At 32.6% G+C, this 14,844-nt stretch carries 13 protein-coding genes; 11 read left to right on the top strand and 2 right to left on the bottom strand.

Translation table 11 applies throughout. From position 1 onward, the window contains the following. Positions 1-223: 223 nt before the first annotated feature. Positions 224-862 (top strand): sugar-binding protein, encoded by a 639-nt coding sequence (locus BOW55_RS19320; RefSeq protein WP_129025949.1) that lies wholly within the window; start codon positions 224-226, stop codon positions 860-862. A gap of 167 nt (positions 863-1,029) precedes the next feature. On the opposite strand, the gene BOW55_RS19315 is transcribed toward BOW55_RS19320, so the two are convergent. Then, positions 1,030-2,067 carry a LacI family DNA-binding transcriptional regulator gene (locus BOW55_RS19315; RefSeq protein ID WP_129025948.1) on the bottom strand — a complete coding sequence of 346 codons (1,038 nt, stop codon included), beginning with the start codon at positions 2,065-2,067 and terminating at the stop codon, positions 1,030-1,032. A 230-nt stretch (positions 2,068-2,297) separates the two neighbouring features. On the opposite strand from BOW55_RS19315, the gene BOW55_RS19310 reads away from it, so the two are divergent. From BOW55_RS19310 to BOW55_RS19270, 10 genes are all read left to right on the top strand, one after another. Then, the gene (locus tag BOW55_RS19310) at positions 2,298-3,389 is read left to right on the top strand and encodes a mevalonate kinase (protein ID WP_129025946.1); all 1,092 of its coding nucleotides are present in this window, start codon (positions 2,298-2,300) and stop codon (positions 3,387-3,389) included. A 9-nt stretch (positions 3,390-3,398) separates the two neighbouring features. After that, the gene (locus BOW55_RS19305; RefSeq protein ID WP_089056566.1) at positions 3,399-4,271 is read left to right on the top strand and encodes a sugar phosphate nucleotidyltransferase; all 873 of its coding nucleotides are present in this window, start codon (positions 3,399-3,401) and stop codon (positions 4,269-4,271) included. Positions 4,272-4,444: 173 nt separating this feature from the next. Then, positions 4,445-5,818 carry a sugar MFS transporter gene (locus BOW55_RS19300; RefSeq protein WP_129025944.1) on the top strand — a complete coding sequence of 458 codons (1,374 nt, stop codon included), beginning with the start codon at positions 4,445-4,447 and terminating at the stop codon, positions 5,816-5,818. A gap of 31 nt (positions 5,819-5,849) precedes the next feature. Further along, entirely contained in the window at positions 5,850-7,778 is a 1,929-nt protein-coding gene (gene nagB / locus BOW55_RS19295) for a glucosamine-6-phosphate deaminase (RefSeq protein ID WP_089055122.1), read from the top strand. A 234-nt stretch (positions 7,779-8,012) separates the two neighbouring features. Beyond that, positions 8,013-8,243 carry a DUF3820 family protein gene (locus tag BOW55_RS19290; RefSeq protein WP_057118843.1) on the top strand — a complete coding sequence of 77 codons (231 nt, stop codon included), beginning with the start codon at positions 8,013-8,015 and terminating at the stop codon, positions 8,241-8,243. Between the two features lie 48 nt (positions 8,244-8,291). After that, a complete protein-coding gene (locus BOW55_RS20900) occupies positions 8,292-8,444 on the top strand; it encodes a hypothetical protein (protein ID WP_164975073.1) in 153 nt (50 codons plus the stop codon). Between the two features lie 254 nt (positions 8,445-8,698). Beyond that, positions 8,699-10,312 (top strand): CTP synthase, encoded by a 1,614-nt coding sequence (locus tag BOW55_RS19285; protein WP_089055120.1) that lies wholly within the window; start codon positions 8,699-8,701, stop codon positions 10,310-10,312. Positions 10,313-10,392: 80 nt separating this feature from the next. Beyond that, positions 10,393-12,387: a membrane protein insertase YidC gene (yidC, locus tag BOW55_RS19280; RefSeq protein ID WP_241686626.1), complete on the top strand. Its 1,995-nt coding sequence runs from the start codon at positions 10,393-10,395 to the stop codon at positions 12,385-12,387. A gap of 13 nt (positions 12,388-12,400) precedes the next feature. Next, positions 12,401-13,117: a toxin-antitoxin system YwqK family antitoxin gene (locus tag BOW55_RS19275; protein ID WP_129025942.1), complete on the top strand. Its 717-nt coding sequence runs from the start codon at positions 12,401-12,403 to the stop codon at positions 13,115-13,117. A gap of 175 nt (positions 13,118-13,292) precedes the next feature. Next, a complete protein-coding gene (locus BOW55_RS19270) occupies positions 13,293-13,850 on the top strand; it encodes a DUF4956 domain-containing protein (protein WP_129025940.1) in 558 nt (185 codons plus the stop codon). Here the strand turns inward: BOW55_RS19270 and BOW55_RS19265 are convergent. Then, on the bottom strand, positions 13,851-14,844 hold a 994-nt coding region (locus tag BOW55_RS19265; RefSeq protein WP_241686625.1), incomplete at its 5' end, for a PEP/pyruvate-binding domain-containing protein.

Raw genomic sequence — 14,844 nt, 5'->3', positions numbered from 1 at the left:
TATGAAATTCGTAATGATAATATAGGTCAAATGATAATTCATCAGGCTTTCTTATTGCTTTTAAATGATTTTATGTAATTTTATTTTATTAAGTTGTGTTTTTTTCTTGAATTTTAAACTACTTTAGTGATCTCGAAAAAAGCAAAAAATAATGACCTTTTTTTGTGTCATTTTTCGGTTTTTAAAAAAAATAAAAAATTAACAAATTTTAAGAAATACAATTGTGAAAGAATATCAAGTAATTTTAGTAGAGAAACAAGAGCAAAATTCTGATGAAATTTTAGATTTTAAGACCTGGGAAAAAGCAAACTGTTTGACAGATTTTTGTTCTCCTTGGAAAAGTGATTCTATTTCTAAAATTGAATTTAGAGCTTGCTGGGATCTTGAAAATCTCTTTTTTAATTTTAGAGTTTTTGATACTGATGTTTATATTGATAAAAAAGATGATAGTATTGATAGTATCGGAAACTCAGATAGAGTAGAGCTCTTTTTTAGAAAAGATGAGAAATTAAGTCCTTATTATTGTCTCGAAATGGATACTGAAACAAGAACTATGGATTTTGAGGCTTACCCAGACAGAAAATTTGATTTTAATTGGAATTGGCCAAAAGATAATTTACACTTAAAAGCTTTAAAAGATGAAAAGTCTTTTACCGTGGAAGGTAAGATTAGTATAAAATCACTTGAAGAATTAGATTTGATTCAAAATAACGTAATTGAAACCGGAGTGTACCGAGCTAAATTTTCTAAAGCAGGAAATGGAGCATACGAGCCAACCTGGATTTCATGGGTAAATCCAAATACCGAAACGCCTAATTTTCACATTGCTTCTTCTTTTGGCAGATTTATTTTGATGAAATAGTTTTTTTAGGAGTAAAGGTTCAAAGAGGCAGAGGGGCAAAGGCTTTAATAAAAAAATCTAATCTGCTAAATTTGCGTGCCGTTTTTGGTTTGCAGATTTAGCAGATTAGACTTTTAGTGTATATATGATTTCAAAAAAAAAACGTAGTGTCTTCGCAACAAAACGGATTAAGCGTAAAACGAAGCATTTTCGACATTAATAATATCGATAGGCAGTAAAATAGTTTCAGGAATATCTTTTCTAAATAAAAAGTGTTCAACCAAAGTGCTGACACCTAAATAAGCTTGTCTTTTTTGATTTTGATGAATTAAAAAATGAACTAATCCTTGATTCAAGAAGTTTACATTCTTTTCAATTAAATCATAACCAATAATTGCGATTTTTTTATCTTTTGCAGAAGTCAATAGAGAAGCTATTTGATACGCTTTAGAAGTCGTGATAAAAATACCGCTCAAATTAGGATTCTCCTCTAAAAAAGCGGTGAATTTAGTCTCGATGTTAGAGTGTTTTAATTTTAAAGTCGTTAAATTGAAATCAGAAAGATTTTTCTCTTCAAAATAATTTCTAAAACCTTGTTCCTTTTTCTGCATGTGAACTGCATTTTTAAGGCTTTCATCAATATGTATAATTGCAATTTGACCTTTTGGTAAAATCAGATTCATTAAACTGGCAGCAACACGACCGCTTTTGTACAAATCTTGTCCAACAAAACTCTTGATAGAAGAAGATTCAACCTGATTATTAAAAGTATTAACCATAATATTCAATTCGTCATATTGTTTAATAATTTCAAGAGTTTCTTTATGAAATAAAGGCGCTATTAAAACAGCATCAGGCGATTGATTGATAATTTTTTCGTTAGTACTTAAAAATGATTTAGTACTTTCTGGATTAAAATAGTGCGTTTCAATAATAACGCTGTAAGCCTTAAACTCCGTTTTTGCATCTTGAATACCATTTACACAAGGCAGCCAGTACGGATCTATTTCCGGATCTGGCAGTAAAACACAAATACGATAAATCTTATTGTTTTTTAAATTACGAGCAATTAAGTTAGGTTCGTAGTTAATCACATTCAAAACCTCGTTTATTTTGTCAAGTGCTGTAGGAGAAACCTTCCCTCTGTTATGCAAGACTCTGTCAACAGTTCCTTTAGAAACTCCTGCCATTTTTGCAATATCCTTAATTGTGTACTTTTTATCCATATAAGCAAATATAGAAACTTTGATTTGATTATTTAAAATAGCACTTCATAATTATTTAGTGTGCTCGAGGACATTTTTAAAGTGTGTTCGAGCACATTTTTTTAATTTTACTTGTTTTATAAAAATTAATCGATAGTTTCGTGGAGTTAAAATTGAAAATCAAAAAAATATCCATAACCAAGAAATCATTATAAACTATTGTTATATAATGATTTAATGACTCTTTTTAAATGAAAAAAATTACTTCATTAGCCCCAGGTCGGACATGTCTCTTTGGAGATCATCAAGATTATTTAGGATTGCCTGTTATTGCCTGTGCAATAGATCGAAATATAAAACTAACCGCAGAACAAAATAACTCCAATACTTTTGTTCTAAACATGATCGACATTGATGAAGTTAGAACCATTGATATTAACGCTGCTTTTGAGAAACTAGAGCCTCGTGATTATTTTGCTTCATCACTGCGCGTACTGCGCAGATACGGTTGTGTGCCAAACACAGGTTATAATATTACAATTACCGGCGATATTCCAATAAACTCTGGAACATCAAGTTCGTCAGCCTTATTGATGGCTTGGATTCGTTTTTTAATCGATGCTTTTGGAATTGATCATGAAGTGACTCCTGAATTTCTGTCGAAATTAGGATATGAATCTGAAGTTTTAGAACATGGAGAACCGGGCGGAATGATGGATCATTTTAGTATTGGAGTAGGAAACATCGTGTATATTAATACAAAACAACCTTTTTCTTATAGAATTATTGGAACAGGATTAAAAGGCTTAATCACGGGAGTTTCGGGAGTTCCTAAAGAAACAATTGGTTTGATCGGAGAAATAAAAGGAAATGCATTGATGTCTATAGGTATTGTCAAACAAAATTTCCCGGATTTTGATCTGCATGCCTCAAAAATTGAAGATTTTGATCGCTATCGAAATTGTCTGCCAGATCGTTTAATTCCGTTTTTTGAAGCTGCTCTTAAAAATTATCACTTCACAAAAGAAGCTTTAAAAGAGTTTGAAAAACCAGTTTTAGATCTTAAAAAAATTGGAGAATTAATGAATCAGCATCACGAAGTTTTACGTGATCTATTAAAAATTACAGTTCCTCGAATTGATGCTATGATTAATGCAGCTTTGCGAGCAGGTGCTTACGGAGCTAAAATTGTAGGTTCTGGCGGCGGCGGAAGTATTGTGGTAATTGCAGATCCGCAAATTGAAGACTCAGTAATCAAAGCTATTTTAGACGCTGGTGCACAGGAGGCATATGCTGTAAATGTAGATCCGGGAGTAAGAACTATAGAAAATATTGAAATTTAAAAAATAAGTATGCACAACAATTTAGTTATTCTTGCGGGTGGAGCATCATCCCGTATGAAAAAAGAAGCAGTTTTAGACAATTTATCACCCGAAGAAATAGCGCAAGCGAATGAAAGAAGTAAAGGTTTAATAGGTGTTGGTTCAAGTGGAAGGCCTTTATTAGATTATCTTTTATTAAATGCAAAAAAAGCAGGTTATACCAATATCTATATTATTATAGGAGAGCAGGGAGAGTTGTTTAAAGAGTTTTACGGAAGTAAAAATGTAGATAATGATTTTCATGGACTCAATATTTCATTTGCTGTACAGTATATTCCTGAAGGAAGAGTAAAACCATTTGGCACTGCCGATGCTTTGTTTCAAGCCGTAATGCAGTTTCCTGAATTAAACCTGCAAGAATATTCCGTTTGCAACAGCGATAATTTATATTCAGCAGAAGCCTTGCGAGCACTTAGAGAAACAAATAGTCCAAACGCATTTATCAGTTACGATCGTGATGCGCTCGATTTTCCGCTTGAAAGAATTTCGCGTTTTGCAATCGCCAAATTAGACGAGAATAATCAATTATTGGATATTCTAGAGAAACCAACAGCAGCCGATTTAGAAAATTATAAAGACGTTGATGGAAAAATAAGAGTAAGTATGAATGCTTTTAAATTTAACGGAAGTACTTTGTATACGCATCTTAAAAATTGTCCGGTAAATCCAGAACGTGATGAAAAAGAGCTTCCTACAGTGCTTTTGAACTCAGTAAAAGAAAACCCCGGAACAACATTAGGAATTCCATTTTCAGAACATGTTCCCGATTTAACCGCAAAAGAAGATATTGCAGAAGTAAAAGAATATCTTAAAAAGTATTACCCAGTTTTGAATTGGGAATAAAAATTAACAAAAAATTTATATCTAATTTAGGGCAGAATACAACATATTAGATTACTTTTGCAATGCAAAAAAAATGCATAAAAATGCATAAAATACGCATACCGATTGTGAGTGTTGGTACTAAATTTAGGTTGAAAATAAAAAAAACTATTAACTATCAACCCAAAAGTATTATGTCAAACATTGAAAGCGCCATACAAATAAACAAAAGGAGTGCAATTATTCCAATGGTCATTCTGACCGCTTTGTTTTTTATTCTCGGATTTGTAACGTGGTTAAACGGACCACTAATTCCGTTTTTTGAATTAGCTTGCGAATTAACCTCTTCTCAAGCCTATTTTGTAACTTTTGCTTTCTACATTGCCTATTTTGTAATGGCAGTTCCATCCTCTTGGGTAATCGAAAAAGTAGGTTATAAAAATGGTATTTCATTAGGATTACTTATCATAGCCGCTGGAGCATTTATGTTTTACCCAGCTGCAGAAAGCAGAACTTTTTTATTGTTTTTGATCGCTTTATTTATCATGGGAACCGGTTTGGCTATATTACAAACCGCAGCTAACCCGTACGTAGTTGTAATAGGACCTAGAGAAAGTGCGGCTGCAAGAATCAGTGTTTTAGGAATTGCTAATAAACTTGCCGGATTTGTTGCGCCAATTATATTAACAGCTTTAGTGTTGTCAAACATGCAGGACTTTACTGCAGATAAAATTGCGCTGTTGGATTCAGCTTCAAAAGCAAACGCTTTAAATGCTTTAGCTTTGCAATTACAGACACCGTATATTTATATGGGGTTGATTATTGTTGTTCTTGCGATATTGGTAAAATTATCGCCGCTTCCAGAAATTGATCTTGATGAAGATGGAAATATAACAAATTTGAGTATTTTTAAGCAAATTAAAAACGCATTCAAACGCCCACAATTAGTATTAGGAGTTGTAACTTTGATGCTTTATTTAGCAGCCGAAGTTTTAGCCGGAGATTCTATCGGAGGTTTCGGAAAACAATTGGGAGTTTATGGTGATGAAGGGAATTTTTATTTAAAATTAACTTCATTTACAATGTCGGCAATGGTTGTGGGATATATTTTAGGAATATCACTAATCCCAAAATACCTTTCTCAGGTAACTGCTTTAAAAGCTTCAGGAGTTTTAGGTATAATTTTGGTTTTAGCAATCGTTTTGATCTCGCCAAATATAATGGTACAATTGCCGGGAGTTCCAAATTTGCCAGTAGTAATACTTTTAGTAGCATTACTAGGTTTGGCAAATGCACTTTGCTGGCCTGCAATTTGGCCAATGGCACTTGAAGATCTAGGCGGATATACTAAAATAGGAAGTGCCATTTTGATTATGGGTATCATTGGCGGTGCAATCTTTCCTTTGTTTTACGGTCTGATTACAGAAACTATAAACGCATCAAATATCGCAGATGGAACGCAGGCGGTTTCTAAAAGCGGAAACCAAATTGCTTATTTAATGCTGCTGCCATCTTATTTAATGATTCTTTTTTATGCAGTAAAAGGTCATAAATATAGAAGTTGGTGAATAATGAGAAATTAAAATAAACTACTATATCATGTTAAAAAGTAAAATCGACAAAGCAACAGGTTTCGAAAAGCGATTCGAAAACATCAACACAGTTGTTTTTGAAAATTCGAACGAAGCTTCAAAAGCAGTTGCTCAAGAAATTGCAGCTTTAATTCAATCGAAACAAAAAGAAAATCAACCTTGTATTCTAGGTCTTGCAACAGGTTCTTCTCCAAAAGGACTTTATGCTGAACTAGTTCGATTGCATAAAGAGGAAGGCTTGAGTTTTAAAAACGTAATCAGTTTCAACTTAGATGAATATTACCCGATGGAACCAAATTCTATCAATAGTTATGTTCGTTTTATGAAAGAATTACTTTTTGATCACGTCGATATTTTACCAGAGAACGCCCATGTTCCTGATGGACTTTTAACTAAAGAACAAATTGCTGACTATTGCCACGAATACGAAGCAAAAATTGAAGCTTTAGGCGGAATCGATTTACAGATTTTAGGAATTGGAGGAAACGGACATATCGGTTTTAACGAATCAGGTTCGCTTCAAAACTCTAAAACACGTTTAGTAGCTTTAGATCATATTACTAGAGTAGCGGCAAGTAAAGACTTTTTTGGATTGAACAATACACCAAGAACTGCAATTACACTTGGAGTTAAAAAAATTATGGAAGCCAAAAGAGTTATCTTATTAGCTTGGGGTGAAGGAAAAGCAAATATTGTAAAAAGATCTGTTGAAGACGAAGTTACAAATCGTGTTCCAGCTTCTTTCTTGCAAGAACACAATAATGCCGTTTTTATTTTAGATAAAGAAGCCTCTTCAAAACTTACAAGAATCAACAAACCTTGGCTTGTTGAAAAAATTGAATGGACAGATAAATTAACAAGAAAAGCAGTTTTAGGATTGGCATTAGATCTTAAAAAACCAATTTTAATGCTTACTGATGCTGATTATATCGAGAACGGAATGAGCGATTTATTAGCTGATTCAGGTCCAGCATACGATACTAATATTAAGATTTTTAATAAATTACAAAATACAATTACAGGCTGGCCAGGTGGAAAACCAAATTCAGATGATGCAAATCGTCCTGAAAGAGCAGAGCCTGCTAAAAAACGTGTTTTGATTTTCAGCCCGCATCCAGATGATGATATCATTAGTATGGGAGGAACTTTCATGCGTTTGCAAGAGCAAGGACATGAAGTACACGTAGCATATCAAACTTCTGGAAATATTGCTGTTGCTGATGATGAAGCACTGCGTTTTGCTAGATTCGTAATTGATTACAACGAAAAATTCGGAATCAAAAGCGAAGAGGCTGATAACATCTACAAAAAAGCACAAACATTCTTAGAGAATAAAAAGAATAGTGAAATTGATATTCCTGAAGTACGTTACATTAAGGGATTGATCAGAAAAGGTGAGGCGAGAGCAACAAGTCATTTTGTTGGATTGCCAGACGAGCAGATTCATTTCATGGAACTTCCGTTTTATGAAACAGGAACAATTGAAAAAAAACCAATTGGGCAGGAAGATATTCAGTTAACAATGGATTTAATTGAAAAAATTAAACCGCACCAAATCTATGCAGCAGGAGATTTAGCAGATCCACACGGAACACACAAAGTTTGTTTAGATGCTATTTTTGAAGCAGTAAAGGCTTTAAAACCAAAATCATTCATGGATGACTGTTGGTTATGGTTATACCGCGGAGCTTGGCAGGAATGGGGAATTGACGAGGTTGAAATGGCCGTGCCAATGAGTCCAGACCAAGTTTTAGCAAAACGTCACGGAATTTTTAAACACCAATCTCAAAAAGATGGAGTTGTTTTTCAAGGAACAGATGCTAGAGAGTTCTGGCAGAGAGCCGAAGACAGAAATGCAGAAACAGCGGCTTTGTATCACCAATTAGGTTTGGCGACTTATGCAGCTATGGAAGCATTTGTGAGATGGCATTACTAAGATGCTAAGGCACTAAGGTTCTGAGGAACTAAGATTAAGTTTTTATTCGCCACGAATTCACGAATTAAGTTGAGTATAATTCGTGAATTCGTGGCGAAATTTTTTTAAATCTTCTATCTCGATAGTTGTCGGGAGTAGTGGAATAATAAAAAATAATAATAGCTTTGTACAAAATAGAAGCAAGAAAGAGAATGAATCTTTATTCTCTTCTCTTGCTTCTTTCTTCTTAAAAAAATGGAACAAGACAAAAAACTTCTCATAAAATTAGCCCACACCAAAATGCCTTTCGGAAAATACGAAGGTCGTTTTTTAATAGATTTACCTGAATATTATGTGGTTTGGTATCATAACAAAGGATTTCCAAAAGGAGAATTAGGGCAGCAATTACAGCTTATTTACGAATTGAAGTTAAACGGGTTGGAAGAACTGATACGTAATATTAAGAAGCAATATCCTAAGCCATAACTCAGAATGTTGATCTGAAATATTAAGGCTGATGCTTTAAATATAGAAGTGCTTAAAGTTACAGGAAATCAGGAAGATGTTTCAGCTATCAAAGATGAGGTTATGTCTGTTTTTAAAAATTCGGCCAGCTATATTTCAGCTAAAAATAAAGGTGTAAATGTAGATTTATGGGAAAAATGGGCTATTCCATTAAGTTTTTAGAATAGTACATTCGTTTCATAACAAAAACAAGCCTTATTAAAATCGAATTTTCTAGAAAATAAACTACACAATGTCTTTTTAGAGATAATCCTCAAAAAAATCTCTAATAAAAAGTTAAAATTATCGATTACAAAACCAAGTAATCGTTCTGTTTAAAAATTTGCAAATTATCTCATTCTCGAATTGATAAATTGTCTAATTAAATTTGTACTTTTGCCAAGTTTTTTACACAACTACATACAAACAACAACAGAATGAATCAAACAAAATATATTTTTGTTACAGGAGGTGTGACTTCTTCATTAGGAAAAGGTATTATCGCGGCATCTTTAGCAAAATTGTTACAAGGAAGAGGATATCGTACAACAATTCAAAAATTTGACCCGTATATTAACGTGGATCCAGGTACTTTGAATCCGTATGAGCATGGAGAATGTTATGTAACTGATGATGGAGCTGAAACAGATTTAGATTTAGGTCACTACGAACGTTTCTTGAATGTTCCTACTTCTCAGGCAAATAACGTAACGACAGGAAGAGTTTATCTTTCGGTAATTGAAAAAGAAAGAAGAGGAGAGTTTTTAGGAAAAACAGTTCAAGTTGTTCCTCATATTACAAACGAAATCAAAGACAGAATGCAATTGCTGGGTAAATCTGGCGATTACGATATTGTTATTACTGAAATTGGTGGAACTGTAGGTGATATTGAATCTTTACCTTATATAGAATCTGTTCGTCAATTAGTTTGGGAATTAGGTGAAAATAACGGAATTGTTATTCATTTAACATTAGTTCCTTATTTGGCTGCTGCAGGTGAGTTGAAAACAAAACCAACACAGCACTCTGTGAAAACATTGATGGAAAGCGGTATTAAAGCTGATATTTTAGTATGTAGAACAGAGCATGAATTGTCTCAGGAATTACGTCAAAAACTAGCTTTGTTTTGCAATGTTAAAAAAGAAGCAGTAATTCAATCGATCGATGCTTCAACAATATACGAAGTTCCAAATTTAATGCTTGAAGAAGGATTAGATGTTGTGGCTTTGAAAAAATTAGATTTACCTAAAAAAGCGTCTCCAGATTTAAAAAACTGGAATACTTTTTTACGCAGATTAAAAAATCCAAAACATACCGTTAATATTGGTTTGATTGGAAAATATGTAGAAATGCAGGATTGTTACAAATCTATTTTAGAGGCGTTTATTCATGCAGGAGCTGCAAATGAAACTAAAGTAAACGTAATTTCTATTCACTCAGAGCATATCAATGCTGATAATATAGAAGAGAAATTAGGAACTCTTGATGGAGTTTTAGTTGCTCCAGGTTTTGGAGAAAGAGGTATTGAAGGAAAAATTGAAGCAGTTCGTTATGCACGTGAAAATAACATTCCGTTTTTCGGAATTTGTTTAGGAATGCAGATGTCTGTTATCGAATATTCTAGAAATATTTTAGGTTATGCAGATGCTAACTCAACAGAGATGAACGAAAAAACAGCTCATCCAGTTGTAAATTTAATGGAAGAGCAAAAAACAGTTACGGACAAAGGTGGTACAATGCGTCTTGGAGCTTGGAAATGTGATATTAAACCAAATACTTTAGCACATAAAATATATGGTGAAACAACAATTTCAGAGCGTCACCGTCACCGTTATGAGTACAATAACAAATATGCTGATGAATTGCAAAAAGCAGGTTTAAAAGCTTCTGGAGTTAATCCGGATACAGGATTAGTAGAGATTGTAGAGCTGGAAAATCACCCATTCTTTATTGGTGTACAATACCATCCAGAATATAAGAGTACAGTTGCAAACCCACATCCAATTTTCGTAAACTTTGTGGCAGCTGCAGTAAATGCGCATAAAAAATAATAATTAATATTCTAGGAGATGTAACTTTTGAGTGAAACTCATTACTAATAAGCTTCAACGAATAACTTTTTTAAATTATAATGGAAGAAAAAAAATTAGACCTTAATTCAATCATTGGTTTTGTATTGATATTCGGAATTTTGATTTGGATAATGTATCAAAATCAGCCTTCTGAGAAAGAAATTGCTGCTGAGAAAGCCAAGAAAGAATTAGTTGCTAAACAAGAAGCTCAAGCTCAGGCCGATAAAGCAAAAACTGCTGTTGCATCAACCGTTGCATCAACTCCTGGTGATACATTACAATTAGCGCAATTGCAAAAAACATTAGGTGGTTTCGCATATTCAGCTACACTTCCTTCTGCAAAAGAGTCTTTTACAACAATTGAAAACGAAAAGATCAAACTTAAAATCGCTAATAAAGGTGGTTATATAGTTGAAGCTACGCTTAAAGAATTTGAAAGACTTAAAAAAGGTTCTGGTCAATTAGTTGAATTAATAAAAAACAATAATTCAAATTTAAATTTACAGCTTCTTACTACAGATAACAGAACATTAAATTCTAAAGATTTGTATTTTGAACCAACACTTGAGAGAATTGGTGCAGATCAGGTTTTATCGATGCGTTTGAAAGCGGGAGCTAATGAATTCTTAGAATATAAATATGTATTGAAACCAAACGATTATTTAGTTGGTTTTGATATTCGTTCACAAGGATTAAATAGAGTTTTAAATTCTTCTAAACCATTAAATTTAGAATGGGATTTGAAAACATATCGAAATGAAAAGAGTATTTCTTATGAAAATCGATATGCAGAGATAAACTATAAATATGGTGATGATAAGTATAGTTATGTAAATCATACAGGTCAAGGAAAAATTGAGAATCCTGAGAATTTAAGTTATGTAGCTTTTAAACAGCATTTCTTTACTACCATTTTATCTTCTGAAAAACCTTTTGAAACATCTAAGTTGCAATCAGATGACTTAGTTAAAGATGAAAAGATCGATACTGTTTTTACAAAACAATTTAAAGCAAATTTACCCTTAGCATTTTCAAACGGAGAGGTTGATTATAAAATGAGTTTGTATTTTGGTCCATCAGATTATAAAACATTAAAATCATACGATAAAAACTTCGAGAAAATTATTCCATTAGGATGGGGAATTTTCGGTTGGATTAACAAATGGATTTTTATTCCGTTGTTCGGATTTTTAAGTTCAACAATTGGATTGTCATTAGGAATTGCGATTATAGTGTTTACCATTATTATCAAATTGGCAATGTCGCCAATTACCTATAAGTCATTCTTGTCACAGGCTAAAATGAAAGTTTTACGTCCAGAGATTACAGAGTTGGGAGAAAAATTCAAAAAAGACCCAATGAAGAAACAACAAGAAACAATGAAGCTTTACAATAAAGCAGGAGTAAACCCAATGGCAGGATGTATCCCGGCATTGATTCAGCTTCCGTTTATGTATGCATCGTTTCAGTTCTTTCCTGCTGCATTTGAGTTGAGACAAAAAAGTTTCCTTTGGGCAGACGATTTATCATCTTTTGATGCTATAGCTAAATTGCCTTTTACTATTCCGATGTACGGAGATCATATTAGTTTGTTTCCAATTTTGGCGGCAATTGCAATTTTCTTCTACATGAAAATGACTTCAGGAGATCAGCAAATGGCAGCGCCTCAGCAAGAAGGTATGCCGGACATGGCAAAAATGATGAAAATCATGATTTATGTTTCGCCATTAATGATGTTAATTTTCTTCAATAATTACGGTTCTGGTTTAAGTTTGTACAACTTTATCTCTAACTTAATTACAATAGGAATCATGTTTGTAATTAAAAACTACATTGTAGACAGCGATAAAATTCATGCTCAAATTCAAGAAAACAAATTGAGAGAGCCAAAGAAACCAAGTAAGTTTCAGCAGCGTCTTCAAGATGTAATGGAGCAGCAAGAAGCAGCAAAAGCGCAGAATAAAAAGAATAAGAAAGTAAAAAAATCTCGATTCAGTCGAGATTTTTTTATATCTATGCTATACTTTATGAACCTCATTTTCGTTAAAGTTTAAAATTGATTACAATATGATTTATAAAAAAATAATAGTAGGATTACTTTTCTTAAGCACCTGTTTTTTATCTGCACAAGATTTTAATAAAAATGATGCAAGCGGTAAGAAAGATGGAGTTTGGAAAGGAGTTTATGAAGTATCTAAACGTCCTCGTTATGAAGGAACATTCAGTCACGGAAAAGAGACAGGTGTTTTTAAATTTTTTGATGATACCAAAAAAGGCGATGTTATTGCAACACGTGATTTTACAGGAAATGATGGAAGTTCGTATACTACATTTTTTGATCAGAGTAAAAATAAAGTAAGCGAAGGTAAGGAAGTTGGAAAAGCGCATGAAGGTGAATGGAAGTATTATCATAAAGCTTCTAAAGTAGTTATGATGCTTGAAAACTACAAAAATGGAAAATTGGAAGGGATGAAATTAATTTATTATCCTGATTCGAAAATTGCCGAAGAAATGACCTATAAGAATGGATCTAAAGATGGGGTTTATAAAAAATACGGGCAAAATGGAAAGCTTTTAGAACAAACAACTTATAAAGATAATTTGTATAACGGAGATGCTGTTTTTTATGATTCTGATGGAGCAGTAGCTTCAAAAGGGAAGTTTGTAAATGGTAAAAAAGCTGGAATGTGGCAGTTTTATACCAACGGAAAGCTATTGAAAGAAGTTAATATGAGTGATCCTAAAAGTAGTTATCAAGCAGACTCAAAACCAATAAAAGAATAAAGTATTTATTGCAGCGTATTTTTCTGCCACGAATTCTGCTATTTTCCACGAGTTTTTTTTTAATGAAAATTTGTGCAAATTGGTGTAATTCGTGGCAGACTTTTTTTGTTTAATCTAAAATTAGAAATTTGTAGCAAACTTTTTTCTAAATTTGATTTACTAATACTTTAAGTAAATGGATTTAAATGAACTTGTTGGACGATTTTTACTATTGTTTTTTTCAATTCTGCTTTTGTATTTTTTCTCTAACAGAAAAGATAATGAAACCATAAATCCACTGATGGTTATTGTTGGACTTTGTACTTTTTCACTATGTTATTTGTTTACTAAAATTGAAATTGGAGTTGGAATTGGTTTTGGCTTGTTTGCCATTTTTTCTATTCTAAGATTTAGAACACAATCTTTTACTGTAAATGCAATAATTTTTCTTTTTGCTACCATAACACTTTCGATTTTAGATATTATGTATCCTTTCGAAAAAATAGAGATTCTTTTATTTTTTCAACTTATAATAATCGGTTTTTATATCGCAGCTTCGATGATAGTCAATAAAAAAGCTTCAAAGTATTTGAATACTGTAGATGTAAAAATCCCGTTGATAAGTGATTTTTCTTTAGAGAATGGAAATATTAAAAAAGCAATTCAAGAAAAAATTAATCTTGAAGATTTCGATTTCAAAATTGTTTTGGTTAATACCGTTTCAAACGAAATCGATCTGTTGGTTTTTTATTGATTATTCGTTAAACGGTCTAACCTGTTTGATGTAAAGATCTCTGTTTTCTCCCACAATTTTAAATTCGATATCAACTGGATGATAGGTGTTTTTTCGCCAGTAACGATACATTTTTTCTTCAATTTTACTGCTCACAAGAAAAAGCCTGCTCATTTCTTTTCGGCTCAGCAAAGGCTCGTTATTGTTTAAATTTGAAATCGAAGTATAATCAATATCAAAATCGTCATCATTAGTTCCAGAATTAAAATGATAAGCAACAAATTGCTCACAGATTTCGCCTTTTTCGGGTTTTACAACAGAGTTTTCGCCTTTTTGGATATTGACCGTAATACCTAGAAAGTTTTCCCTAAAGATGTTTTTTGTAATGATAACACCATTGGCTAATTCATCAGGAAAAGAGCGGTGTACTAAAACTCCCATTGCAATATTATGCTGATCGATTCCAAAAAGTTCTCTTTCGTTATAGGAAGCTTCATTCCAAACACTTGCCCAGACTTGTTTAATAGCTTTTTCGAAAGTTTTAATGCTGTCGCCTAAAATTCCTGTTTTAGAATCGTACAATCCTGCGCCATTAAAATCATCAAGATCTTCGGCATTAGTTGAGGAACGAAATCTGAAATTTTTGAATTGAGCATTTTTAAAAACAAGATTTAATTTTGCTATTAATTCAGGGTCGACAGGTTCTTTTTTAATGGCATCTCGAATTTTTTTCAATTGCTTGTTTACCCAAACAGTCGAATCTTTTTTTGAAGAATTTAAAAGGTCATTTATTAATGGTGAAATTGATTCTTTCTGAATGTGTTTTGTATAAAAATAAAACGGAATTGCATGTGCATTTTCTGGTGTTTTAAATTGAATTTCTTTCGAAACAGCTATCAAATATGCCATGTTTTGAGCTTTTGATCCAATATAATTTACTCCCTTTTTTGGGGTTTTTGATAAATCAACGAGATCAGTAACGGTGTTGTCAATAGTAAGTTTCTTCTTTTTTGAA

It is taken from the genome of Flavobacterium sp. YO12, from assembly GCF_004119495.1.
Lineage (GTDB): Bacteria > Bacteroidota > Bacteroidia > Flavobacteriales > Flavobacteriaceae > Flavobacterium.
This window is presented reverse-complemented; position numbering and strand designations above follow the sequence as displayed.